This window comes from Dellaglioa sp. CoH-57-MRSF-20 (genome assembly GCF_056781955.1).
Map to the genome: position 1 here is coordinate 158,055 of NZ_JBXAXV010000004.1, position 26,733 is coordinate 184,787.

Genomic DNA, 26,733 nt, shown 5'->3' on the forward strand with positions numbered 1-26,733 from the left:
TATTTTTATACACTCACATATTAAACACTAAAAAAAGCAGGTAAACAATACCTACCTCCTTTGTATGTACACTCTAAATACTTCAATAAAGTAATAAAGGGTTATATTTTAAAGTTTCTAACATTCATACCCGCTATTAATTTTTAATGCTATATATATTTTTAATTGACGAAGGCTACCAACAAATTCTGCTGGTAGCCTTCTCACTGAATATTTATATTTAATTTTGAGTTAATTAATTTTAAAATAAGTTACTAATTCTACTTCTAAACGATGTAACCCTACCTACTTTACATCCTTGCAACTCCTTGGTTGCGCCAGCGTGAATAAATGAATAGAAATCATCAAACTGAATAATTTATACTAAGAATATTAATATTGAGCTACTATAACCTTAACATGTTTTTGTTTATTGTCAATTTTTCCGAATGATTTATATAGTATTTTCTCATTTTATGTTCTATTTATGATATACTAAATGAGATATTTTAATGATGGTACTTAAATTAATAAAGTGACAGCAACTTAAATCCCCGATTCAATTCTGTCTCCTTCATTTTGAATACACTATAATAATAGTTTGGAGGTTTATACACTATGTTAAGTAAGACAAAAAAATTCTTAAGAGCAAACAAAATTTATTACGATAAAGAACATCTCAATCCATTAATGGTTCCAGATCGTATTTACGTACTTAATTTTGGCTTAGATGAGGATGATCTCAATAATAGATTTATCGTTGAATACACGTATACTTGGACTGGTCGAATCAAAATTAATAAAATTACGATTCGACTTCATAATCAAGTTAGCCCACATGAATTTCGTAATGAAACAGAATTACTGCATTATCTTAAAAAACACACTAAATCGAGCAAATAACATTTGCATTAATCGTCATTAGATGTTATATTAAACTTATGTATTTATGGTTCGGTTATTTAAAGGTGATTTGTTTCATTTATGAACACACTTCTTTTTAATAGTTCAATCAACAAATGCAAAATATATTAGTGCTTACAGCACATGGAGGTTTCATATTATGGAACAAGGTACAGTAAAATGGTTTAATGCAGATAAAGGTTTTGGTTTTATTACTCGCGAATCTGGCGACGACGTTTTCGTTCATTTCTCAGCTATCCAAGGTGACGGTTTTAAATCACTTGACGAAGGCCAAGCAGTTACTTTCGATGTTGAAGATTCTGATCGTGGACCACAAGCAACTAACGTTGTTAAAGCTTAATTATAAGCCTTTGAAACTTACCTTCGGGTAGGTTTTTTTTTTGCAATAATAACCGTATACCCTCTCATCAGCTGCTGTTGTATGACTGTATTTTTAAATTAAATAATTATTTATCATCCGGTTCCTACTATGCACTTTAGGTTACGTTCAAAATCAACTTTAAATTTATCAATATAAAAAATGCCTCATAATTATTAGACGTAGGTCTAACGATTATGAGGCATTTTTAAGTCACACTGTCTTTCAATATCATAATTCATCAACAACAATTAACTTAGAACTATTTTCATTTAAAATGCGTTGCTGTTTACATATCCTTGCCACTTACCATTTGCATTGTATATCGAGTAATATTTATTGCCATTAATTGAATAAGCATATTTTACTGTATATTTCGTACCTGAGTTAGCTATAGTTGACCCTTTTTTTACCGTCCAATTAAAATTACCCCAGATATCATAGCTTCTTTTAACAGAGACAATTTTATTGTATTTAGTATAAATATGGCTAGTTGCTTTATTATTCACATAACCCATCCATTTACCGGCATCGTTATAAAGTGAGTAGTAAATATTTCCGTTTCCTGTAGTATATCTGTATCTAACGTTATATGTTTGACCATAGTAATTACTAGAAGTACTTTTTTTAGATGACCACAAGAAATTACCCCAGACATTATAACCTTTATCGCTAATTTTGACCTTTGCCTTTAATGATTTAGCTACTAAGGTATTCGTAGCATTACTGTTAACATAGCCTTTCCAAACATTATTACCATTATATAGTGAGTAATACGTATTACCATTAATCTTATACGCATATTTAGCATTGTATGTCTGTCCGGAGTTAGTAACTGTAGATCCTTTTTTACTTGTCCAATTAAAATTACCCCAGATAGTATAGCTATTTTTAACAGAAACAATCTTATCATATGATGAATAAACTAAATTTGAAGCATTACTATTCATATAACCTAACCATGTACCTGCATTATTATAAAGTGAATAATAGACGTTACCATTACCCAATGTATATCTGTATCTGACATTTAAGTTTTGACCATAATAATTAGCTGTTGTTCCTTTTGCTGACGTATAGAAAAAATTACTCCAGATAGTATAATCACGTTTAGTAATTTTAGCGGTTGCTTTAAATTCTTTAGCTGAAGCAACCTCCATTGCGTTACTATTTACATATCCAGCCCATTTGCCTTTACTATCGTACAATGAGTAATATTTGTTACCATTACTGTGATTATAGTAATATTTTGCGCTATAAACTTTTCCAATTTTTCCAGTTGTCGTATTTTTAACTTTATTCCAACTAAAATTACCCCAAACATTATATCCAGATTTTTTAATTGAAACTAATTCATTATAACTTTGTGCTTTCCCAGCTGCGTTCGTGGGTGGTGTACTTTCTGTTGGTTTGTTATCTGTTGATGCACTTAAAAACCAATCAGCATTTTTACCAGACATGATACTTGCATCAATGTTTCCAACCCCTGATAAACCATGATTTGTAAAGTTACTTGTATATTGCCATAACGAATGACTTGTTTCCATTGGCTCATTACTTTGGTATGCAGCTAACCAAAAACCATCATATGCGTTAACAGCCGTACTGGCATATGTTTTCATAAAACTAGCATAAGAGTAAAGTATAATTTTACGATTACCTACATATTTAGCCATCTCATCAGCCCAGGCTTTTGTTGTGGCGTTAGTATTTGCTTTGCTAGCATTCGTAACCGTTTGATCTTCATAATCATTGACAAAGAACTTAGCATCCTTGGCACGGTTATATAAGTCTTTCGCTTCTACTCTAGCATCAGCAACATTTTCATATTGGCTAAATGAATAAACACCATATGGAATATTATATTTCTTCATCATCGCAATATTATGATCAATCACTAAATCTTTACGATTTGACCCATATTGAACACGTAAAATAATAAATTTAAAATTTTTCTTTAATACTTTAGCTTGTGCATCTGTAAATGATCCTTGAAATTCTGATAAATCAGGAATTGAATTATCGCGATTTGTAGCCGATTTACTCAATAAAGATGCTGATTTAACTAATGATTCAGGTACATTTGACCCCATCACACCTTCAGGCTTCGAAGTATTAGCCGAGGCCTGATATGCTCCGATACCAATACCTACTATCACACTAGATAAAAATAATACATATTTCGTCATTCTTTTCAAAATAGAAACCGCCCTTTTATTTTTTGTTTAATAACCATATTCTAGCATAATTTATAAGTCAAAAAGATTAAGATTAGAAAAAAAGACCTTCAATAAAAAAATAATAGACGTTTTATAAGCGTCTATTATTTAATTAAGATACTTTTTAAACCACTTAACACAGTATTTTTCTCGTTCAATTGCATGATCTAAAATCAAATAATGACCATATTGTTTGTTGATTTCTTCTTCTGAGAAAAAAATTAATTTCATTCTTCCTTCAAGATGATCTAATTTTACTTGATGTAACTGTAATTGCTCAATTAATCTTTGCTGTAATTGAACGTCATCTTTATTTTTAATAAAATAAAGTTTCAAAATAAATTCGTCTTTAATCGGTTTTAATTCCCCACTATCTGATACTAACCAATCCATTAAAACTTTTTTACCTTGTGATGTAATAGAATATATTTTCTTTTCTAACTTAGTACCTGCTATTTCAATTTCATGCGTAATGTATCCATCTTTTTCCATTATTTTAAGAGCAGGATAAATTTGACTATGTCCTGCTTGCCAAAATTCTCCAATATCAGTCGTAAATGCTTTAGTTATATCGTACCCCGATAATGGTTCTTGATTCAATAATCCTAAAATAATATATTGTAATTTATTTTTTTTTGCCATTTTTCCCCTTAACTTGACTTTTAATACTTATCAGTATACTATAATCAAGTAAACAAAAACATGTAAACTTTTACATGTATAAATAAACACTTTAAAGGAGAACAAAAATTATGACAAATACAGAAAAAAAGTTTAAAACATTAGATGATTTCTTAGGTACACATTTTGTATATACTTACGATAACGGTTGGGAATATGAATGGTACGCTAAAAATGATCATACTGTTGACTACCGTATCCATGGTGGTATGGTTGCTGGACGTTGGGTAACTGATCAAGAAGCTCACATCGTTATGCTTACTGAAGGTATTTATAAAATTGCTTGGACAGAACCTACAGGTACTGATGTCGCTCTAGATTTCTTACCTAACGAAATGAAAATTAACGGAACAATCTTCTTCCCTAAATGGGTTCAAGAACATCCTGAAATTACAGTTACTTACCAAAATGACCATATCGATTTGATGGAAGAATCTCGTGAAAAATACGAAACATATCCTAAAATGGTTGTCCCAGAATTTGCTACAATCACTTACATCGGTGATGCCGGTCAAAATAACGAAGATGTTATCAATGAAGAACCTTATGTTGGTATGCCAGATGATATTCGTAATGGTAAATATTATGACGAAAATTACAAAATGATCAAAAAGAACTAATTTATTCCAAATAAAAATCGTCTGAACTTTTAAAAGTTCAGACGATTTTTATTTTATAACTTTTTTATCTTAAAGACGTGCATTTAATTCTTTTGAAAGGTCTTCGAAGCCAGGTTTACCAAGTAAGGCAAACATGTTCTTTTTGTATGCTTCAACACCTGGTTGGTTAAATGGGTTAATTCCATTCAAGTAACCAGATACAGCTACAGCTGCTTCAAAGAAGTAAATTGTATATCCTAATGTGTAAGCGTCTTGTGTAGGAATGTTCAAAATCATGTTAGGAACATTACCATCAGTATGAGCTAAAACAACACCTTGGAAAGCCTTTGTATTAACAAAGTCCATTGTCTTACCTTCTAAGTAGCCTAAGCCATCAAGATCGCCCTCTTCTTCAGGAATAGCAGTATCATTAACGGGAGTTCCCACATTAATTACAGTTTCCATCAAGTTACGACGGCCTTCTTGAATATATTGGCCTAATGAATGTAAATCAGTTGAGAAATTAGCTGAAGATGGGTAAATACCCTTTTGATCTTTACCTTCAGATTCGCCCATCAATTGTTTCCACCATTCTGAGAAATATTGTAAACTTGGTTCGTAGTTTTCTAGAATTTCAGTTGTGTAACCTTTACGGTATAAAATATTACGTAAAGCTGCGTATTGATATGCTTCATTTTTTGTTAAATCAGCATCTGAATATTCAACACGTGCGTCTTCAGCACCTTGCATCAAGGCATCAATATCAGCACCTGAAGCAGCAATTGGTAATAAACCAACAGCAGTAAGAACTGAGAAACGGCCACCAACGTCATCAGGAATAACAAATGCTTCATAGCCTTCAGAATCAGCTTCAACTTTTAAGGCACCAACTTTACGATCAGTTGTAGCGTAGATACGTGAGTTAGCTTCTTCTTTACCATATTTTGCGATTAATTTTTCTTTGAAAACACGGAAAGCAATTGAAGGTTCTGTTGTTGTACCTGATTTAGAAATAATATTAACTGAGAAATCACGATCACCAATTAAATCTACTAAATCATGTACGTATGAAGGACTAATTGAATTTCCAGCAAATAAGATTTGAGGTGCATTTCTTTTTTCAGCTGGTAATAAGTTATAGAATGTATGGTTTAAGAATTCAATAGCTGCGCGAGCACCTAAATATGAACCACCAATACCGATAACGACTAAAACTTCTGAATTAGATTGAATTTTTTTAGCTGCTGTTTTAATACGAGCGAATTCTTCTTTATCGTAGTCTTTAGGTAAATCTAAAAATCCACGGAAATCACTACCTGCCCCTGTACCGTTGCGTAATTCACTATCTGCTGCAGTAACAAGTGCTTGCATTTCGCCAAGTTCATTGTCTTGGACGAATTTTGATAAGTTAGAACTATCGAATGAAATATGTGCCATTTTAATTATCTCCCTCATATTCTTTATTTAACAACTTACATTATACAATACTTAGTAGAAAATATAACAGTCAAACAGAACTTTAATTACAAATTCCGTTATTTTTTTTGTTTACTATGAGAATATCCGTAACCGTAATAAGCAACTAATCCTATAATAATCCAAATTAGAAAGGCAACCCAGATATTAATCGGTAACTGAATCATCAAATAGACTGAAATAATTATAGACAAGATTGGTAACAATGGTACAAATGGAACTCTAAATTGGCCTTTACTAGGTTCACCAAATTGTTTCCTTAAACTTATTAATGCCAAAGCCAAAATAACAAGTACGGTTAACGTTACAATATTAGTCAATTTGGCTAAACTTTCAATAGACACTAACCCACTTGCAATCGCAATAAAAATACCGACTGTCCATGATGCTGCTTTGGGCGCATTCGTCTTATCGCTAATTTTTGCTAAGTATTGGGGCAATAATCCGTCTCTCGCCTCCGAATAAATCATTCTCGATAAACCATAGGCTAATGCAATTAAGACGCTTAGAAGCGTTATTATTGCACCTACCGAGATTATATTTCCAATAATACTCTGATTTACAAATCGCATCGCAAATGCAACTGGATCACTAACATTTAATTGTGTATACGGGACAATTCCGGTTAATACTAACGTAACAATAATATAAAAAATAGCAGAAATACTTATCGCACCAATAATTCCTTTTGGAATTGTCTTTTGCGGATCAATTACTTCGTCTGATGCCATCGCAATAGATTCAAACCCTAAAAAGGCAAAAAATACTAATGCGGCCCCACTCATTACCCCACTTGTACCAAATGGCATAAAGGGTTGCCAGTTACCAGGTTTAATGTAAAAAACACCCACTACTATAAATAAAAGAATAATCGCAAATTTTACAAATACCATTATTTTGCTTAAACGTAGTGCCTTTTTTGCTTCAAATGTTGTTAACCATGTAACGACTAACGTAATTATAACAGCAATAATATCGATATATGACCCTCTTGCTGCATTATACGATGCACTCAGCGCAACAGGCAGGTGGATATTAAGCCCTATCAAGAACCCCTGCATATACGCAGACCAACCTGAGGCAACAGAAGCCCCCGCTAGAATATATTCACAAATGGTAAACCAACTAACGAACCAGGCTATAAACTCACCAAAAATAACATAAACATAATTATACGAACCACCAGAAACTGGTATTCTTGATGAAAATTCTGCATAAGAAAAGCCGTTCATTATAACTGCAATTGCGGCAATAATAAACGACAAAATAAGGGCAGGACCAGCCTCTTGACTGGCAGCATTCCCCGTAACAACGAAAATACCTGTACCAACTGTTGCGCCTAACCCTAAAAGAATGAGATCACCGGTTTTAAGGGTTCTTTTTAATTTACTAACATGATGAGTTGTCGCAAATTCTTTTTTCCTTAAATCCATCGATTAACACTCCTTCACCATTTTATAAAGTTTTCATAATTCCTAACATAATAACACCTAAAATAACAAATATTGATCCAAGTGTGACATAAATCATCTCATGCTTAGTCTTCTTTTCTCCTAATAAGTAGATACTACCGAATGTTGAAATAACCACTCCCATTTGAGAAAATGAAAAACTAACAGCTTGACCTAATTTAGGAATTGATAAGAACATAAAGATGTTACCAGCGCCCCAAATAAGTCCCGTTAATACATTTTTAAAAGTTGATGAGTGCATAATAACTTCATTTGCAATAAGCGCAACAAATCCAGCACCTATAACCATACCAACAGCTTGTGGCAAGATTGTTGCCATTGTAAATGCACGTGATTCATCAGCAGTCATGCCCACTGTTGCATAATGAACAACAATTGTATAACCTACGTAACCAATTGTTGACAAAATAATAGCACGTACACCAGCAGCAGTATTCTCATTTTTTTCTGAATCAGATAGAACTGAATTTTTTTTATCTCTCAATGATGTCAAAGCAGCACCAGCAATAATAACGATCATCGCTATAGTACCAATCACAACCATTTGAGTTGTCTTCCATTCATTAAACAGTATGACACCTGCCAACGCATTACCAGCTAACTGTAAGCCTGTTGAAACAGGAACTGTTTTTGAGATTCCGATTGCTTTCATAGCATGGAATTGTTGATTTTGACCTAAACTCCAAAATAAACCAGAAACGATACCAATAATCCAGACTTTTGTGTCCATTTCTGGTTGATAAATACCATAAATGGCAATTCCAAAAATCAAGGCACCCCATGTCATACCAACTGTTTGTTGGTTGGCAGTTCCGCCAAGTTTTCCACTTATAAGTCCAATACTACCCCATGCAATTGCAGGGATTACTGCCATTAAGATAATCATAATTAATTAAATCCTCTACTCTCTCTCTTTTATTCTTTTTTCGCGATTTAACTATTTTAGCAGTAAAGTAACCGTATTTACAACCCTTAAAACAAAAATTTGATGATAGCTTTAGCAACATTTGAAACGGGTTACATTCGAAATCCATCAAAAACACTCATAAACGTTTAATTACAAGCATTTTGTTTTTATGAATTTTTTATATTTTACGAAAAAAAACAATCCTATTTAATAATAAATAGGATTGTTTTTTAATTAATCAACTTTAATAACTAACGTTTTTAAATAATTACCTTGACGATATTCCTTGTTTGTTACAAAGTCACTTGATAAACGGAATGTTTCAAGTAATGTAAATGAACGATTCTTATTAGCAAAAGCTTCTGTGATTTGTTCTTTTAATTTTTTGAGCGTCAATCCTGCCGAATTAGTTGAGAACATGATAACACCATCTTTTTGTGTAATATCAATAGCATCTTCAGCAAGTTGAACATAATCTTTTTGAACTGAGAATGTTCTTTTCTTTGAACGTACAAAACTTGGTGGATCCAAAATAACTAAATCATAGTTAATATGGTGTTTCTTTGCATAATCTAAATAGCCGAAAACATCCATTCCACGAATTTCTTGTTTTTCAGGATCAATATTATTAAGTACAAATTGTTCTTTTGTACGATCAATATTTTTATTATTCACATCTACACTAACTGTTTTAAGTGCGCCACCTACTGATGCAGCAACTGATGTTGCACCTGTATTACTAAATCCGTTAAACACAAGTTTTCCTTCAGCATATTTATTCATAATTGCTTTACGCATTTCACGTTGTTCTAAGAAAAGTCCTGTCGTTGTTTCATTAAGATATGCAGCAAATTGAAGGCCATTTTCTTGAACAATAAGTGGCGTAGGTGCATCTTTTCCACGAACTTTGAATGTTGATGGTTCACCCTTTGTATCGTAACGAAGATTAGCATAAATACCTTTATAACTTGTAACTGCATCAGAAAATGCACTATAAATCATATCTTTGTGTTGGTAAAGACCTAAGCTATACCAAGTAAATACATAATAATCGTCGTAATAATCAATTGTTAATCCACCGATACCTTCACCTTCACCGTTAAAGAAACGAAAGGCATTCGTCTCCTTATTAGTAAATAATGATTTACGGTTCATTCGAGCGTTATTAAATAATTTTGAGAAAAAATCTTCATCAATACGTGATTCTTCATTTCGTGAAAAAATCCAGCCATCCCCACGATTTTGTTCTGCAAAATAACCATAAGCGACAAATTGATTATGTAGCGTTAATGCAACCCATTCTCCTTCTTTAAAATCACGAGTTGTTTGTAAATCTTCCTTATCAATTAATGGGTATCCATTTTTAAACTTTTTTGCTGCATGTGAAATAATTTCTACTTTTCTCAATGACTAGCACTCCTTCTATTTTTTAACGTCTTTTTTATTTAATATTTGATTTAAGATAAGATATAGCCCACAGCCTATCAATGTACCCAATGAATTAAAAATGATATCATCTATATCACTAACTCCGGATCCTAGTACAAACTGTCCACATTCAATAGCGATTGATAAACAAATACCAACCAACATTGTTTTTACTAGAGAATACTTTTTAAATTGCTTTAGACTGGGTAAAATAATTCCTAACGGAACAAACCAAAGAATGTTACCATATAGATTATACACGAAATCGAACAAAGATTGTCCATTTGTCAGTTTAATTGTTTCAATTAACGGTGTCCAATTGATAGAATGAAAATTATAGGTTGAATTCAATCGGATATCCCATGGGAAATAGACATATCTAAATACCGTCAATTCAACTAATAAAACGAGGTACGCAACTAATAATAGCCTTACAAATTCTGTTCTGAAGTTTATTTTTTTCTTTTGATACAACCCTATACTTACTCGAATAACAAGATACACGATTAAGTAAAAAATTGTTTTATCAACACTTAAAAAAATAAGATGGATTAATGGAAAGTGGTTAATACCTTGTGAGTAATGATGTAAAACGTATTCATATAATTTTGATAAAAATAACATTCTTTCAACCTCACCTTCCATCTTCTCCTATATTAACAAATAAAAACATGATATTTTAGTATGTACCATTATTTTTCATGTAAATTTAATAAGTTAAAAATGCATTAACAAAGCTTAGCATCAATTGACACAAATTTAATATAGACTGTAAACTACAGTTACGATTTTAATTTGATTATACTCGAAAGGACGGTTCAAACCGTGCAGACACTCAAACGATTTAGAACATTTCTAAACACAAAGCTTGGATTTTTCACCCTACTTCTGTTTCTTTTCTGGTTAAAAACAATTACTGCATATCTTATTGATTTTAACCTTGGTGTTTCAGGAATTTATCAATACTTTGTCCTTTTGTTAAATCCACTTGGCACAACCATGCTACTACTCGGACTTGCATTATACATTAAAAAACCAGTTATTTCATATTTGACTATGTTTTTAATTTACATTGCGAACTCAGCATTACTATTTTTTAATGTTATTTATTATCGAGAATTTACTGATTTTATGACAATTAATACAATGTTAGGTTATTCTAAAGTTTCTGAAGGTATTAGTGGCAGCTCTTTTGCTTTAATGAAACCACACGATATTTTTTACGTCATTGACTTAGTGCTTATTATTTGCTTATTCTTAACTCGCTATTTAAAATTTAACACTCGACCATTCAGTAAACTTAACGCGTTTGCAATTACATCATTCTCAATAATGCTAACATTGGCAAGTTTAACATTAGGCGAAATTGACCGACCACAATTAATTACGAGAACGTTTGATCGTAATTATATTGTTAAATACTTAGGAATTGATTCATATACCGTCTACGACAGTTTCAAAACAGTTAAAAACAATCGGGTTCGCGATACTGCTGAAAGTTCTGATTTAAATGATGTCCTTGATTTTACAAAGTCACATTATGCAGCACCTAATCCAAATATGTATGGTATCGCAAAAGGTAAAAATGTTATTGTGCTCCATTTAGAAAGTTTTCAACAATTTTTAATTAACTTTAAGGTGAATGGAAAAGAAGTCACACCCTTCTTAAATTCTCTATACAATGGTAAAGAAACTTATAGTTTTCCTAATTTTTTCAATCAAGTCGGACAAGGTAAAACATCTGATGCTGAGAATCTCTTAGAAACAAGTATCTATGGATTACCTCAAGGATCTGTTTTCACATCTCTTGGATCCGAAAATACATTTGAAGCAGCTCCCGCTATCTTAAATCAAACCGCTGGTTATTCTAGTGCTGTTTTCCACGGTAATATTGGATCATTTTGGAACAGAGATTCCGTTTATAAAAGTATGGGATACCAATACTTCTTTGATTCAAGTTATTATGATACGTCTGCAAATAACACTCTAGAATACGGTCTAAAAGATAAGTTATTATTCAATGATTCAGTTAAATATTTAGAAAAATTACAGCAACCTTTTTATGCAAAATTCATTACCGTGTCAAATCATTTCCCATTTGATATTGATTCAAAAAATAAAGACTTTGAAGTTCCAGATACAGGTGATACGTCTGTTAATAATTACTTCCAAACGGCTCATTATTTAGACGAATCAGTTAAAGAATTTTTCACATACTTAAAAAAATCTGGATTATCTAATAATACAATGGTTGTCCTCTATGGTGACCATTACGGTATTTCAAATTCAAGAAATGTGAAGCTTGCTAAACTTCTTGGTAAATCATCCGAAACATGGAGCTCATTTGATAATACACAATTACAACGTGTTCCATTTATGATTAATATTCCTGGAAGTAAAAATGGTGGCATCCAAAATCAATATGGTGGTGAAGTTGATGTCTTACCTACCCTTCTTCACTTATTAGGCCTAGATTCGTCATCATATGTTCAATTTGGGACAGATTTATTTTCTAAGAATCACGATCAGACAGTTGCGTTTAGAAATGAAAACTTCATTACACCTAATTATACTGTTTTAGATTCTACAATTTATGATAATGTAACAGGTAAAGAAGTTACGCACCCTTCTAAAATTGTTAAGGAAACAATAAAGAAAGATCAGACAAAAGTCAGTACCGAACTAAATTTATCGGATACAGTCAATAATCAAAACTTATTACGTTACTATACACCAAAGAATTTTAAGCCAACGCAACCAAGTGACTATAACTATAAGAATCAATATAGTAAATTACTAAAATTACAAGAAACGCTTAAAAACAATTCGACAAGCCTCTATTCAAAACATGGCAATAAGTCGACAACAACCTTATATCAAACAGATGCTCCTGAATTAAAGGCACCAACTGCAAGTTCTTCTTCAAAAACTGTTACAAGTTCAAGTTCAAGTACCAGTTCAAAATAAACGCTACCGAAAAATAAATTTCGGTAACGTTTATTTTTTTATTCTAAACAACTTCACATAATGTTCATAACTATTATTTAAAATTAGTCATATAGATTAATCGAAGAGGTGTCATTATGTCTTTAATTCTACAATCATTATCTAGTATTTTTTATCATAAGAAACAAACAGTTGGGTTATTTATCATATTTTTTTTCACAATACTAATCGGTCTCTCAAACTTATTATTTAATCAAATTTCATTTGAATCATTTAAAAGTTTTAAAAAAATGCTTGCTCATATTAATGTTAATAGTACATCTAGTTCTAATTTACTTAGTGTCTTAACAGATATTCATAAACAACAAGTCAGCCTAATCTACCCTATTATTATTGGGTTATTGATAGCGGGTATTACTATCAGTATTGTTGTTTATAAAAAAATCATCAACAAGCGTATCAACGAATATCTTAGTTTACACAATATCGGCGAAAGTCAGCCTAAAGTCGCATTTGCATTCGCTCTTGAAGTCCTTATTATCTTTATAGCAGCATTAATTTTAGTGATAATTTTAATTTTCTTCTTTAAAAATAACTATACTTCATTGCTGAGAGAACTAAATATTTATTGGCTAACCCATTCATTAGCTATGCAACTTTCTCCCTCAGAAATATCCTCTGAGTTATTAGAATTACTGTCACATAAATTAACCAATTTTAATGGGAATTTTTTAATTTCCTCTACAAACGTACAATTTAGTACATTAATCTCGCAAGAATCATTCATTAATTCTGCATATCTATTTGCTGGCGGTATAACTATTAGCCTTATTTCATTCCTATCTGTCTTATTCTCTACCCGTAACTCATCTCATTAAATTATAGGAGGCATCACAATGCAACTAAAAAAATACACTAATACAACTCAATCATTAACCTCATTATTCCCTACCCATTCGGTTTCAATCATTTTAGATAAATCATTTGAATTCGTAAATCAACTTGAAAATCAAGACTTTATTAATTCAAATTTAGTTACTTTAATCACAATTGAAGAACTAAGCTTAATAGTTCCTTATCTAACTATCACACAAAATATGGGTTTAACATCTAAGAAACAGCACAAAAAAACATATAAAACTATTTCAAAATTAATTTATGGACAATATTTTCACCACTATTCACCGAATTTTATCAACAAAAAAACGACTGATTTAAGTCACTTTGATGAAACACTTATTTTAATTTTTAGAGCTATCTTAAACGATTATTCGGTGATCATTTTATCAGGCTTAATTGATGAATTTTCAATAATAGAAACAAGATTCTTCATTGATTTAGTCACAGAATTAACCTGCCAATTAGATTTAAGCATTATTATCACAACTAAACAGACAGAGTTACTTACTCAACCGCAAATCATTCCCTTTGCAGAATCTCCTATAATAGAATAAACCCTCATTGCATATGCAATAAGGGTTTATTCCAATTATTTTTTATTCTTGTTGCCAATCTTCTGAGTAATAATAATTATTTAAATGATATTTAGGTTTAACTTGTTTTTGAGTCAGGAATGGGTTCACATAACTATCAACCGCAACCCAACCTTTCCAACCTAAATGAATCGTATCTTCCATGAAGTATTCTTCATTACCATCTTTACTGAAATCAGCAATTTTATTAAATCCTTGGGATTTCAATTGCTTTGTAACCTTACCATCAAAGTTAGCTAGCATCTTCGACGATAGTCCAGTATAACTTGCCCAACGTTGGTTTACAGGTGGAATAATAAACAAGACGTCAGTATGTTCTTTAGCAAACTGATTTAAAATTAATTGGAAATCTGAAAATTCAACAGAATGATCATAATTTAATTTAGTCTGTGTACCTGCAAGCTTACCAATTTTTTTGTTAAGCTTATTTTTATCCCAATAACTATTTTTGATTGCAAAATCATTATTGGTTGTCCATTTAGCACCATATTTACCGGCAAGAATATTTAATTTATTTAAATCATATTTTGCTGGAAGGTTCTTAGTTTGTTTGTCGATAGTCTGTGTTCGATCGGCCATCGGAAAACCTGAGAATAATTGATCTTCATGATTCAAAATCGTTAATTTCAAGCGAAGCATCGTAGCATCCGCTTCAGATAACGACTGTCCTTCAGCAATTTTATGCATTGCATTCAGTACAGATTCATTTCCTTCACCAGACATTAAAGTAATAAATCTGTTGGCAGCATAACGATCTGACAGGCTGTTAGCATTTGCAGATAGTAACCACTCTGTTGTTTGTAATGGTGAATAAAAATTATTAAATACCTGCTTTCTTACACCATTAGGAACAAACCATTGTGGTGATACCACCATAACTGCTTTTTTATTTCTTAATTGATTTTTGATACCTTGTAAATAAAAATAATGATTAAGCGATTGTGTCCCACCAGTTCCCATTAAAAATGGACGATATGAACGATTATATTTTTTCGCTAAAACTGAAGGATGCATCGAATCCATCCGTGAAAATTCGGATGAACCGATAAATGCCACATAACCATCATCTAATGCCTTTTGACGAATAGCAGAGCCCTTTAAAATTAAAGTAGATTGCGATACTGCTGCTTTTTCTTCAGTTTTTGCAGAACTGAAATTATAATTGACTGGTGCAAGTAGTATGGCTAATAGTAATGCAACAGCCAAAACAACAGGCCCAATGATCATGAATAACTTCTTTTTCAATCCCATTTAGATCAAGCTTTCTACTTTTGCAATAATTAAATTTGGTGTTGCCCACTCAGAACGTTCAAACTCTGAAATTGGAATATCAACACCTAATTCATTTTGTAATTCTAAGATTAATTGAATTGAACCCATTGAATCTAATAGGCCTTCATCAAAAACATTTAAATCTAAATTATTTCTAACTTCTGCGCTACCTGTTGTCTCTTCTAATATATCTAAAACTTTATCTTTTGTGTTCATATCAATTCTCCTCTAATTATCTATTTTATGAAAAATATAGTTTGTCCAAAAATCCTGAAAAGATTAAGAAACTTAAGCAAACGATGTTAAACGTAATAAAGATTGCAAAAATTTCTGTAAATTTATTACTTGGAATACTGGTTTTATGTTTCTTTTTAAATCTGAGCCATGCATCATTAATGACGATAGCTATCGCATGGAATAGGCCATAGGCAATGTAATACCAAGTAACCCCGTGCCAAAATCCCATGAGTAAGAATAATCCAAAATAACCAACAATAGCTGTTGTTATTCGACTTTTAATTAATTTATGTTTCATCATAAAAAAGACTAATCTCATATAAACAAAATCACGGAACCAGAATGAAAGTGTCATGTGCCAACGATTCCAAAAGTCTTTAATATTGTGTGCGATGAAAGGTCTATTAAAGTTAGGAGGTGTTTCAATTCCCATAAAGTAACTGATACCAACTGCGAATAAACTATAACCAGCAAAATCAAAAAATAAATCCATACTGTACGTGTACATGTAACCAACTAAGGCCCACGATATACCACCGTCTAGTAATGCAATACGTGCGACGTGAGGTAACAGCATCGTACCAAATAGGTATGCTAGTAAAAATTTATATAAGAAACCTAAGAAAATGTAAAATACACCCTTTTGTAACATTTCTAAATATTTTTCTCGACTTGGGACATTTTGATAATCTTTAACAAACCGTCTGTAACGATCGATTGGTCCCGATGAGATAGTTGGGAAAAACAATAAAAATTGTAAGGTTAGCATCAAATCAAATTTCTTAATACTACCATCTCGCGATTCCATAATCATTTGAACCGCTTTAAACGTTAAATAACTAATTCCTAAAAAGCCAATAATTGATGGTATACCATTATTAATGGCTGGTGTTATTTTTACGATGGATAATGGTGCTATCGCTAAAAGGACAGCCATAATAAAAACCCACGTTTGATTATACTTACTACGATAATTCATGTATAAACCGATAAGTAAGACTTCAAAAATTATATAAATAAGTAAATTAAAGCCTTCGTGAAGTTTTGGACCGCCAAATATTAAGAAAATAAAGAGTAATGAAATTAACGTTTCATACAATCTAAATCTTTTACCATTAAGCAAACCAACAATAATTGGAATTAAAACAACAATAAGATATAGAAAGTACATCGGATTGACATAAGGTTGGAATGATACCATTAAGCATTCACCTCATTTATTAGTGTTTTCCGATCAATTTTACCATTTTGCGTTAATGGTAAAACATCAACATAAACAAACTTCTGTGGAATCATATATGACATCATTGTATCTAACAAGTATTTTTTAATTTCAACTGTTAATTCTGAGTCTCGTTCAACTGGATTATCATTTTGAACAACATACGCAATTAATTGAACCACTTTATGATCCTTATTATATTTTGGAATAGTGATTGCTTGTTTTACAAATGGATGCGATGACACATGATGGTCAACTTCTTCTAATTCAATTCGGTAACCATGTAGTTTAACCTGGAAATCAATTCGTCCACGATATAACAACATCCCTTCAGAATTTATGATTGCTGCATCACCAGTTCGATAGGCAGCTACGCCATCCATTTCAAAAAAAGCACTGGCCGTTTTTTCAGGATTGTTAAGATAACCTTTTGAGACACTAGGTCCAGCAATAATTAATTCACCTTCATCACCATTTGGTACTAGTTCATTTTCTGGATTAACTACAACCATCTTTGTATCTGATTTGGCATAACCAATTGGTAATCGTGGGTATTGTTCTAAAATAGCATCAGTAATCTCAACACTCGAAACCGCAACTGTTGCTTCCGTAGGACCATACGTATTAAATATCTTAGCCATTGGGAATCTTTGCTTCAATGCTGCAGCTGTTTTGTGAGTTAATTCTTCACCACAAAATAAGAATCGACTAAGATCTGGTAAATGTTTATCATCAAACGTTGGTTCTAATAAACAAATATCAATAAATGATGGTGTTGAAACCCAAACTTGTAAGTCCAGAGTAGGTAACGTTTGGAAAAGAACTTTGAAATTATCCGTCACTTCTTGAGGTAAAACAGATAACTTACCACCCATAGTTAATGTAGGATACAAGTCCATTACTGATAAATCAAATGAGTATGGTGCCTGAGATAGACTATTGGGATGTTCTGGTAGAGAGAAATCTTCTATCATCCAGTTCACGTAACTTATCAAGTTATCATGACTAATTTGAACCCCTTTTGGCTGTCCAGTCGTACCAGATGTAAAGATAATATAGAAGTTATCTTTACCAGTTACTTGGAAACTAGGATCAGGAACTTCTACCCCTTGATTATTCTCAATAATTTCTGTTAATTCAGTTGATAAAATTACAGGTACATCGAGTTTAACTTCAGGTAATTCTGCTACAGCTATACAAGCGACTGGTTTCGCAACTTCTTGAATTGACTCTAAACGCTCAGCTGGTGAGTGCGAATCAATTGGAATATATGCGTGCCCTGCTTTAACGCTTCCTAAAAAAGCCACTAGCATATTAAATTTTTGATTTCCATATATCATAATTGGACGTTTATTATCTAAATTTAATTCAATCAAATGCAATGCTAATGCATCAGATTTTTCTTTTAACTGTTGATAAGTATTTGTCTCACCCAAATCATTGTAAACAATGCGATTGGGATCGGACATTGCGATCATATCAATTTGATTAATTACATTTTTTATCATGTCTTTGCTCTCCTTTAAAATTCATTATAGATAAACGTACCATTACTTATACCTTTAAATGAATACAGGTAAACTAGCATCGCCAATACAATAAAATAAAAGGCAGTTCGAACGATAAACATAAAAACTTCATTTTCTTTTAAATCATGCCATTTTTGGCTCATATTTATCACATCCCCCTTAGAATGAATATAGTATACACTTTTTTTCCCCCGTTTAGCATTCATCTATGTCATACTAACCTAACAATTTTGTAATATTAAACTTAGTTAATAATCTTATTAACCGCTTTTTAGTGTAACAGAATTACATCTATATCACAAAAAAGAACGATTTCTATTTGTATATAGAAATCATTCTTTAATAATTTTTTAACTATTTATTCATTTTCTTGATTTGGAAACGTCAATGTAAACGTTGTCCCTTTTCCTTCAGTACTCATCACTTCAACTTTTCCGTTATGAAGTTGCATTAATTGATGAACAATTGATAATCCCAATCCTGATTCTCCGTACTTAGTACTCTTACGAGATGGATCTGCCTTGTAGTAACGTTCCCAAATATTTTCTAGCTGGTCTTTTGTCATGCCAATACCTGTATCAGTAATCCTAAAGATACTTTCATGGTAACCACGTTCAGCTGAAATATGAATCGTTCCTGATTGAGTGAATTGAATGGCGTTTTGCGTAATGTTAAAAATAACTTGCACAAATCGATCGTAATCCGCAAAAACCATTAAGTTTTTAGGAACACTTAATTCAATCTTATCGTCGGCTTCTATTGCTTTTTTTGTTAGTTGTTCAACGATGTTATTCAAAACAATAACCGCATCAAAATTACTTGGTGCTAGCGTAATTTGATTTGTCCTAATTTTTTCATAGTCTAAATTTTCATTGACTAATCGGATTAATCGCTTAGTTTCACTTTGCATTAGTTCAATGCTCTTCCCTTTGCTCTCTTCTGGAATTGCATCGTATGCTAGCCCTTCAAGTAGTCCGTTAATAGTTGTCAACGGTGTACGCATTTCGTGTGCAGCGTCAGCCATAAATTGTCTACGACGTTCTTCTTGACGTTTTATTTCTTTCTCTGATTCTTTCAATGAAGAAACCATGCCATCAAAATCTTGTGCCAAATCATCTATTTCATCTCGATGTCTACTTTCGATATGCACATCAAAATTACCATCAGCAACCATTCGAGTTGCACGTCTCAATCGATTAATTCTAGAAACAGAGTATCTCGCTAAAAGATAACTCAAAATAATTCCAGCGATAACAGAGACAATAAACGCAATAACCAAATTCTGAGTCATTTGACTCATATTGGATTGAATATTAGAAACATTGGCTCCAACCGATATAACCGCATATAATTTACCATTATAAAAATAAGGTTTCAAAATATCGGTCATATTAATTGCTTTCATATCTGTTTTTAATTGTCTATTAATATGCGGTGTACGGTGAACAACTTCACCATTTTCCAATTTTTTCCACTGCTCACTTGTAATATTGTCCTGTACCGCATTATCAGGATAGATAATTTTAGATTTTTTAGTATAAATAGTAAATCGAACATTTTGCGTTTTTAAAATTAATTCTGCATTTCTTAAATTATTTAAGTTTAAATTAAATTGCGTTTTTGAATCGGTTGTTTTTAAAACCATTGATTCTGACATTAAACTATCCGAGTAACCTTCCAATTGTGTCCATGTATTTTTATAGACCATATCACTCGTGAAATTTAAAAATAAAGCGCCAAATACAATGACCAATGTAATAATAACCGCGAAGAATGCTAACATTTGCTGATAAAGTAGCTTCATTAGTAACCAGCTCCTGAGTCATCAAATTTATAACCGACACCCCACACCGTTTGAATAACTTGTGGACCCACTTTTTCAATTTTTTGACGTAATTTTTTAATATGTGCATCAACTGTTCGTTCATCACCAAAAAATTCATAATCCCAAACTAATTCCAATAGTTTTTCTCTTGAAAAGACTTGTTTTGGTTTATTGGCCAACGTTTTCAACAAATCAAATTCTTTTGGTGTTAAATCATGAATTAAAACGTCTTGTAAGTATGCTTCTCGACGAGCTGTACTTAATTTAAAGTGAGTTGTGACAATATCAAAACTAGTACTTTCATTTTCTGTTTCATCGTCAGTTCCAACACTTGGTTTTTCTGCCCGGCGGTGAAGGGCCTTAATTCTAGCAATCAATGTTATTGGGCTAAAAGGCTTTGTTACATAATCATCTGCGCCCATTTCTAATCCAAGAACTTGATCACTTTCGGTATCGCGTGCCGTTAAAATAATAATGGGGACATTAGCTGAAACTTTTCGAATCGTAGAACTGACTTGCATGCCATCCATACCAGGCAAATTCAAATCAAGCGTAATCATATCCCAACTATCCGGATCTTCATTAAACATAGCAACAGCATCATTACCATCATAAGCGTACTGAACGTCCCATTTTTCTTTTTGAAAAAACATCGACATCATTTCAGAAACTGCCTTATTATCCTCTACCATCAATAATTTCATATTATTCCTCTTTCATTTCCAATTTAATGAAAATCATAATCTTATCTGCTACTTTGAGCGGTCTTATATTCCATTAGTATAACTAAATAATATGAATATTTTTAGTTTTTTTTCGTAATATATTTTAATACCATCAATTTTAATGTATTGTAACTACTTTTACTGTATTTTAGTAGCTGATGAACTGCTTACCTGGCTTGTACTACTACTAATAGCACTTGATTCTGAACTGCTTACGGCTGTATCTGATGACGCGTCGGCTTCTAAACTAGAGCTTGTTTCATCCGTTGAACTTGATTCTTCTACAGAACTTGCCTTTGCCTCCTGGCTTGATGCGCTGGATGACTTTTTACTTGCTCCCGAGTAAATTTTATTTGCTGAAGTTCCCTTATAACTTTGGTGTTGGATAATTACCTTTAATTTATCTGTTCGCTTAAGTAAGTTTCCTTCACTCGGCTCCGATAATATCATGTTTTTCCCAGACCATTTCTGTACAAATACAATTTCTATATGGTTTTTGTTGGCCCACTTTTGCGCTTCCGATTGAGATCCAAATTTAGGAACTTTTATATAAATTTCAGCTTGTTTCTTATCTTCAGCCTGTTTTTTTAATGCATGAGATAAAGTTTCTTCAAGTGAAACCAACTTTTTATCGGCTTGTTTCTTATCTGAAAGATCTTTTTTATAATCATCAAATACCTGATACTGCTCTGTCTGTGTGGCTAAATCTTTAGCTATCACTTCTTCAATTTGATTTAAAAAGGCAAGATTATTCCATGAATAGTGTAATTTACTGACAGCATTCGTATAGTCATCTATTTGCTGACTTGTACTTTTTTTCAAGATTTCTACATTACCTGACAAAGGGTCATACGTGGCTGTCTTCATGGCAATGGACATTACACCGTTTATTGCTATTGCATCTTTTGCCAAATTTTTTTGTAGTGTATAAATTCGATTGGCAAATTGATCTTTATTTGAAGAATTAATCAATAACTGATTAATGTACCCAAATTGTTCATTATTCAATTTTTGAATCGTTCCAGGGGTCACATTTACTTTAACTGTTTGTTCATCATCCTTAACAAATACATCTTGGTATAATGAATTCACTTTCACTTTTTTTAATAAATTATCATATTTTGTCTGGTAATCAGCACGTGAATTCTTAGAAATATTTGATAATGTATCATCTAATTTTTTCATTTCACTTGAAGTTGCTTTAGTCGTTAACTCCTCTGTTTTAATGTTGTAACTATCTGCATAAATTTCATTAAACTTTTGTTTTGCTTCTTTAGACTTAACATTAGAGTCGTAGAGTGAGTCTGGCGTTTGATTTGCCATTGTTAATTTTGAATTATCATTTTTGGACCAATCAAGACTAATTTGATACCGATTGATAACCGTATAGACGCTCCAAATACTCAAGCTAACCGCAATAAACAACAAAATACGATACGCCCACTTTAAAAATTGTCGTATCGATTTATGACTAGCTTGTTCTGGTTTAAAATCTGCTTTATTTTCTCGGTTAACAGTTTTTTTTCCTGTTTGCTTTGTCCCTCTTGATCTCGGTTCCATTTTTATTCACCCTCTAACGTCTCTTTAGCCGCCTTAATGCCATCATTAGCCTTGTCTAATTTTTTCTGAACATTATTTAATTTTTTCTGAGTTGACTGCTCCCATGAACCAATTTTATATGCTTCAGGTTTCTTGTGATATGAAGGATCCTCTAATTTTATTTTTAACGTGTCCTCAGCAATCTTTTTAGACAAATACGTTTTATATATTTTAGCTTTTTTTACATCAATTTTTTCTGGCTCTTTAACGCCTAACGTTACTACTTTATCGTTAGGTTCATATTGAGCTGCAAGACCAGTTCCTGACAATTGTATAACAGTTGATGGTTTTGTCCACTCACTATTATCAGCATTCTTTTCTTTTGAAAAATGTACCATTAGGTCACGATATAAATTAACATTTGTCATTGCAGATGCAGCATCAGTAATATAATGTCCTTTTTTCATTGGTTCATCATACCCTAACCACATCGAAATAGAAGTTGATTTAGTGAACCCATTCATCCAGACATCCATATTTGCATTCGCTGGAAATCCCGATGAAGCAGAATAACCGACGGTCCCTGTCTTCATTGCCTGATGAACATTATCAATTCTTGCAGAAGGCGCTGTCCCACCGGCATTAGGTACGCCTTCCATCATTGACGTTAGCATAAATGCTGTTGAGGCCTTCATAGCACGTTTACTATTTACCTCATATTTTTTAACACTATTATCTGAAAATTTTAGACTTGTGACGTAACGAGCCGCATGATAGGTTCCGCCATTTGAAACGGTGCCATATGCTGTCGCCATTTGTTCGGTAGAAACATCGAGTCCAATAGCCTGCGACCCCGCAGGTGCATTATTTTGAGCCATCCCTACTTGTGCTAAAAATTGGCTAGCCTTCGCACTCCCAACAGTATTTAACGTTCTAATTGCTGGTGTATTAGCCGAAACTCGTAATGCGTTTTGCATCGTTATTGATTTATAACTCACTTTATCAAAATTCTGAGCAACAAGATTAGTTCCCGGATAAGTATATGAAGTGCCATCTAAGGCATGTGTGGTTGCCCACCCAAAGTATTCAATAGCAGGGCCATAATCTAATAGTGGCTTAATTCCTGATCCTGACGAACGCTGCGTAGAAATTGCCCGATTATAACTGAAGGCAGTTTTTTGATGACGTCCACCATATTGAGCAACAATATTCCCCGTTTTAGGATCTGTAATTGTAATTGCAGATTGTTCTGCTGAATTTTGATAATATTTTTTATTATCAGCTAATTTTTTAACAGTCGCATTTTGCTTTGAATCAAGCGCTGTTGTAATTTGTAATGGAGTTTTAGCTAAATCGTACCCTTTATCGCTAACTTGTTCTAAGGCAGAAGTAACATAAGCATTATTTTCAAGAATTTTTTTTGTAACAGAATTTTCCATCCAATGGCGTTTCTGTAAATCTTTTGTCACTGATTCTGCGACAGCAATTTTATATTGTTTCTTTGTAATTACCTTATTCTCAAGCCCTGTTTTTAATATTATATTTCGGCGTGTTTGAACGGCTTTAGGGTTTGAATATAAATTATAGGTAGAAGGGGCTTGGCCCAATCCAGCTATAATTGCCTGTTGACTAATACTCAATTGTTTTAAAGTTTTACCAAAATACGTTTCTGAAATGGTCTGTGCCCCATATGATCCTTCGCCTAGACTCATTTTATTAACATAAAACTCTAAAATCTGTTTCTTACTATAATTATGGTATAACTGTTGCGCTAAGAAAAATTCTTTTATTTTCCGGTCTACAGTCCGATCTTTATTACTCGTTGAAAAAACAGTTAATTTAATTAACTGTTGCTCAATACTTGATCCACCTCGAGCTGACCCTTTACCTACAGCTGATTTAATGGAAGAAAGTCCCGCATTAAATAAGCCGGAGGGCGAAAATCCCGCGTCTTTGTAAAATGTTTGATCTTCTGTTGCTAATAACAGATTACTATATGTTTCAGGAATGTCTTTTGACTTAACATAAACTCGTTTATTCAGCGCTGAAGACCAAATTAACTGGCCATCTTTATCATACATATTTGAACTGGCATCAGATATTAATTCCTGACTTGTAACTGTTGGCACGGACTTAATAACTGTCGCAATATAAATACTTATCGTCGTAACTCCTAATAAAAATAAAACACCAAATATTGCAATAACTCTAAAAATCCACGGATGCCGATGACGCCATCTTTCTTTATCTTTCTTATTTTGTTTTACCATTATGCCATCCCCGATTCTGTGACACGAGTCACATCTCTTGCCATGACATTATTTATTATTTTTTCTATGTATAAATCTAAATTTCCCAATTTATTACCAACTAACAAAACGTAACCCCCTACTACTTTTCTTAACAATACAAAATCTGACTAATCCATTTCGATAATTGTATTGTAATCCTCTAACTATGTAAATTTTTATATCGTTCACAATTGATAACGTTCATATAAGTATTAAATCCTCATTTAACCGTGAGTCATCCCCATTTATATATGTTAAATATAACAATCATAATGACTATATACAAGCGCTAAACTGGATGTTTAAGTTAAGACTTGTATAACTTCTACCTCGTACGTTAAACTAGAGTAATTAAATAAAGAAAGTTTGGGGTTAATATGAAAAACAAAAAAATGATTGGTTTAATTGCAGTAATTATTATCATTATTCTTGGGGGAATTGGGTTCTTCTTCTACCATCAAAATGCAGAAACAACAAATGATACGGAAACTACTACTTCTTCATCAAGTGTAGCGTCAAACGTTGAACTACCACAACTTAGTTCAAAAGTAACAAAAAAAGAAGCTGTCGTAGATATTCAGACAACAAAGGGAAATATCAAAATCAAATTATTCCCGGAATATGCACCAAAAGCTGTGAAGAATTTTATTACTCATAGTAAAAAAGGGTACTATAATAATACCCTCTTCCATCGTGTTATTAACGAATTTATGATTCAAGGTGGCGATCCTAAAGGGGATGGTACTGGTGGCGAAAGTATTTATGGTCATACATTCGGTGCTGAAATTTCAAGTAACCTTTACCACATCCGTGGTGCTTTAGCGATGGCACAAACGTCAGAACCTGATTCAATTGGTAGTCAATTCTACATTGTTCAAAATAACCAAGATGTAAGTACCAGTGCTGATATTAAAGATGGCACACCGTCAAAAATTATTGATGCATACAAAAATGGTGGCACACCTTCACTTGATGGTACTTATACTGTCTTTGGTCAAGTTATCAAAGGGATGGATGTTGTTGATAAAATTGCCGCAGTTGCAGTTAATTCAAGTGATAAACCTACAACTAATGTTAAAGTTAAAACAATTAAAGTCCTCCAAGAGACAAAATAATCAGTTCAAATCTGCAGTCTCTTATAAAGTAACTATGTTACTATGAAGATACTAATAAAGGGAGGTTTTATAGATGTCAGATAAAATTCTAGTCGTTACAACGGAAAGTATTCCGGGTAGAGAATATGAAGTAATTGGGGAAGTTTTTGGCCTTACAACACAATCTAAAAATGTTATCAAAAACATTGGTGCCAGTCTTAAAAATATTGTCGGTGGCGAAATTAAGGCCTACACAGAAATGATGGCTGAATCAAGAGATACTGCTATTGATCGTTTACGCGACAATGCAGTAAGCATGGGTGCTGATGCAGTTGTTATGATGCGTTTTGATTCCGGTTCAATTGGTCAAGATATGCAATCAGTTGCCGCATATGGTACCGCAGTTCGATACATTAAATAATGAAAAAAAGTTTCAACAATGTACTAGGCCCTGTCAAGTTGACGGATGAAATAATATAAAATTTAATATGTTTCTAAATGGCTTTATCCCAGTATT

Annotated in this window: 24 protein-coding genes; 8 read left to right on the plus strand and 16 right to left on the minus strand. The window is 32.4% G+C overall.

Annotation, left to right across the window (positions count from 1 at the left end):
- Positions 1-597 precede the first annotated feature (597 nt).
- Both AC1RPN_RS05930 and AC1RPN_RS05935 read left to right on the plus strand, forming a co-directional pair.
- Positions 598-882 (plus strand): hypothetical protein, encoded by a 285-nt coding sequence (locus AC1RPN_RS05930; protein WP_481761919.1) that lies wholly within the window; start codon positions 598-600, stop codon positions 880-882.
- 160 nt (positions 883-1,042) lie between these two features.
- Positions 1,043-1,243 carry a cold-shock protein gene (locus AC1RPN_RS05935; protein ID WP_057973786.1) on the plus strand — a complete coding sequence of 67 codons (201 nt, stop codon included), beginning with the start codon at positions 1,043-1,045 and terminating at the stop codon, positions 1,241-1,243.
- A 290-nt stretch (positions 1,244-1,533) separates the two neighbouring features.
- Here the strand turns inward: AC1RPN_RS05935 and AC1RPN_RS05940 are convergent, their stop codons facing one another.
- Positions 1,534-3,450 carry a GH25 family lysozyme gene (locus AC1RPN_RS05940; RefSeq protein WP_481761920.1) on the minus strand — a complete coding sequence of 639 codons (1,917 nt, stop codon included), beginning with the start codon at positions 3,448-3,450 and terminating at the stop codon, positions 1,534-1,536.
- Between the two features lie 138 nt (positions 3,451-3,588).
- Entirely contained in the window at positions 3,589-4,122 is a 534-nt protein-coding gene (locus AC1RPN_RS05945; RefSeq protein WP_409022286.1) for a PadR family transcriptional regulator, read from the minus strand.
- Positions 4,123-4,232: 110 nt separating this feature from the next.
- On the opposite strand from AC1RPN_RS05945, the gene AC1RPN_RS05950 reads away from it, so the two are divergent.
- Positions 4,233-4,781: a phenolic acid decarboxylase gene (locus AC1RPN_RS05950; RefSeq protein WP_481761921.1), complete on the plus strand. Its 549-nt coding sequence runs from the start codon at positions 4,233-4,235 to the stop codon at positions 4,779-4,781.
- A gap of 69 nt (positions 4,782-4,850) precedes the next feature.
- Here AC1RPN_RS05950 and AC1RPN_RS05955 read toward each other — a convergent pair whose 3' ends face one another.
- The 5 genes from AC1RPN_RS05955 to AC1RPN_RS05975 form a co-directional block, all read right to left on the minus strand.
- Entirely contained in the window at positions 4,851-6,197 is a 1,347-nt protein-coding gene (locus AC1RPN_RS05955; protein WP_481761922.1) for a glucose-6-phosphate isomerase, read from the minus strand.
- A gap of 98 nt (positions 6,198-6,295) precedes the next feature.
- Positions 6,296-7,669, minus strand: coding sequence for an amino acid permease (locus AC1RPN_RS05960; RefSeq protein WP_481761923.1), 1,374 nt, complete (start codon positions 7,667-7,669; stop codon positions 6,296-6,298).
- 22 nt (positions 7,670-7,691) lie between these two features.
- Positions 7,692-8,594 (minus strand): GRP family sugar transporter, encoded by a 903-nt coding sequence (locus AC1RPN_RS05965; RefSeq protein WP_409022282.1) that lies wholly within the window; start codon positions 8,592-8,594, stop codon positions 7,692-7,694.
- 255 nt (positions 8,595-8,849) lie between these two features.
- Entirely contained in the window at positions 8,850-10,022 is a 1,173-nt protein-coding gene (locus AC1RPN_RS05970) for a class I SAM-dependent rRNA methyltransferase (RefSeq protein WP_481761924.1), read from the minus strand.
- Positions 10,023-10,037: 15 nt separating this feature from the next.
- Entirely contained in the window at positions 10,038-10,667 is a 630-nt protein-coding gene (locus AC1RPN_RS05975; RefSeq protein WP_481761925.1) for a VanZ family protein, read from the minus strand.
- A gap of 432 nt (positions 10,668-11,099) precedes the next feature.
- Between AC1RPN_RS05975 and AC1RPN_RS05980 the strand changes: the two genes are divergently transcribed.
- The 3 genes from AC1RPN_RS05980 to AC1RPN_RS05990 all read left to right on the plus strand — a co-directional run bounded on the left by AC1RPN_RS05980 (position 11,100) and on the right by AC1RPN_RS05990 (position 14,443).
- Positions 11,100-13,010 carry an LTA synthase family protein gene (locus AC1RPN_RS05980; RefSeq protein ID WP_481761938.1) on the plus strand — a complete coding sequence of 637 codons (1,911 nt, stop codon included), beginning with the start codon at positions 11,100-11,102 and terminating at the stop codon, positions 13,008-13,010.
- A gap of 116 nt (positions 13,011-13,126) precedes the next feature.
- Entirely contained in the window at positions 13,127-13,867 is a 741-nt protein-coding gene (locus AC1RPN_RS05985) for a hypothetical protein (protein ID WP_481761926.1), read from the plus strand.
- 18 nt (positions 13,868-13,885) lie between these two features.
- Entirely contained in the window at positions 13,886-14,443 is a 558-nt protein-coding gene (locus AC1RPN_RS05990; protein ID WP_481761927.1) for a hypothetical protein, read from the plus strand.
- Between the two features lie 42 nt (positions 14,444-14,485).
- On the opposite strand, the gene dltD is transcribed toward AC1RPN_RS05990, so the two are convergent.
- From dltD to AC1RPN_RS06035, 9 genes are all read right to left on the minus strand, one after another.
- Positions 14,486-15,733: a D-alanyl-lipoteichoic acid biosynthesis protein DltD gene (dltD, locus tag AC1RPN_RS05995; RefSeq protein ID WP_481762190.1), complete on the minus strand. Its 1,248-nt coding sequence runs from the start codon at positions 15,731-15,733 to the stop codon at positions 14,486-14,488.
- On the minus strand, positions 15,734-15,970 hold the full coding sequence (gene dltC, locus AC1RPN_RS06000) for a D-alanine--poly(phosphoribitol) ligase subunit DltC (RefSeq protein ID WP_481761929.1): 237 nt from the start codon (positions 15,968-15,970) through the stop codon (positions 15,734-15,736).
- Positions 15,971-15,995: 25 nt separating this feature from the next.
- Positions 15,996-17,192: a D-alanyl-lipoteichoic acid biosynthesis protein DltB gene (gene dltB, locus AC1RPN_RS06005; RefSeq protein ID WP_481761930.1), complete on the minus strand. Its 1,197-nt coding sequence runs from the start codon at positions 17,190-17,192 to the stop codon at positions 15,996-15,998.
- Positions 17,192-18,721: a D-alanine--poly(phosphoribitol) ligase subunit DltA gene (gene dltA / locus AC1RPN_RS06010; RefSeq protein WP_481761931.1), complete on the minus strand. Its 1,530-nt coding sequence runs from the start codon at positions 18,719-18,721 to the stop codon at positions 17,192-17,194. The genes dltB and dltA overlap by 1 nt, the downstream gene beginning before the upstream one ends.
- 14 nt (positions 18,722-18,735) lie before the next feature.
- Entirely contained in the window at positions 18,736-18,885 is a 150-nt protein-coding gene (locus AC1RPN_RS06015; RefSeq protein WP_409022273.1) for a teichoic acid D-Ala incorporation-associated protein DltX, read from the minus strand.
- A gap of 215 nt (positions 18,886-19,100) precedes the next feature.
- Positions 19,101-20,546, minus strand: coding sequence for a sensor histidine kinase (locus AC1RPN_RS06020; protein WP_481761933.1), 1,446 nt, complete (start codon positions 20,544-20,546; stop codon positions 19,101-19,103).
- Positions 20,546-21,271 carry a response regulator transcription factor gene (locus tag AC1RPN_RS06025; RefSeq protein ID WP_481761934.1) on the minus strand — a complete coding sequence of 242 codons (726 nt, stop codon included), beginning with the start codon at positions 21,269-21,271 and terminating at the stop codon, positions 20,546-20,548. The genes AC1RPN_RS06020 and AC1RPN_RS06025 overlap by 1 nt, the downstream gene beginning before the upstream one ends.
- A gap of 159 nt (positions 21,272-21,430) precedes the next feature.
- On the minus strand, positions 21,431-22,852 hold the full coding sequence (locus tag AC1RPN_RS06030; protein WP_481761935.1) for a hypothetical protein: 1,422 nt from the start codon (positions 22,850-22,852) through the stop codon (positions 21,431-21,433).
- A 2-nt stretch (positions 22,853-22,854) separates the two neighbouring features.
- Positions 22,855-25,101, minus strand: coding sequence for a transglycosylase domain-containing protein (locus AC1RPN_RS06035; protein WP_481761936.1), 2,247 nt, complete (start codon positions 25,099-25,101; stop codon positions 22,855-22,857).
- 398 nt (positions 25,102-25,499) lie between these two features.
- Between AC1RPN_RS06035 and AC1RPN_RS06040 the strand changes: the two genes are divergently transcribed.
- Both AC1RPN_RS06040 and AC1RPN_RS06045 read left to right on the plus strand, forming a co-directional pair.
- The gene (locus tag AC1RPN_RS06040; protein ID WP_481761937.1) at positions 25,500-26,237 is read left to right on the plus strand and encodes a peptidylprolyl isomerase; all 738 of its coding nucleotides are present in this window, start codon (positions 25,500-25,502) and stop codon (positions 26,235-26,237) included.
- A 73-nt stretch (positions 26,238-26,310) separates the two neighbouring features.
- Positions 26,311-26,637 (plus strand): heavy metal-binding domain-containing protein, encoded by a 327-nt coding sequence (locus AC1RPN_RS06045; RefSeq protein ID WP_409022267.1) that lies wholly within the window; start codon positions 26,311-26,313, stop codon positions 26,635-26,637.
- Positions 26,638-26,733: the final 96 nt, after the last annotated feature.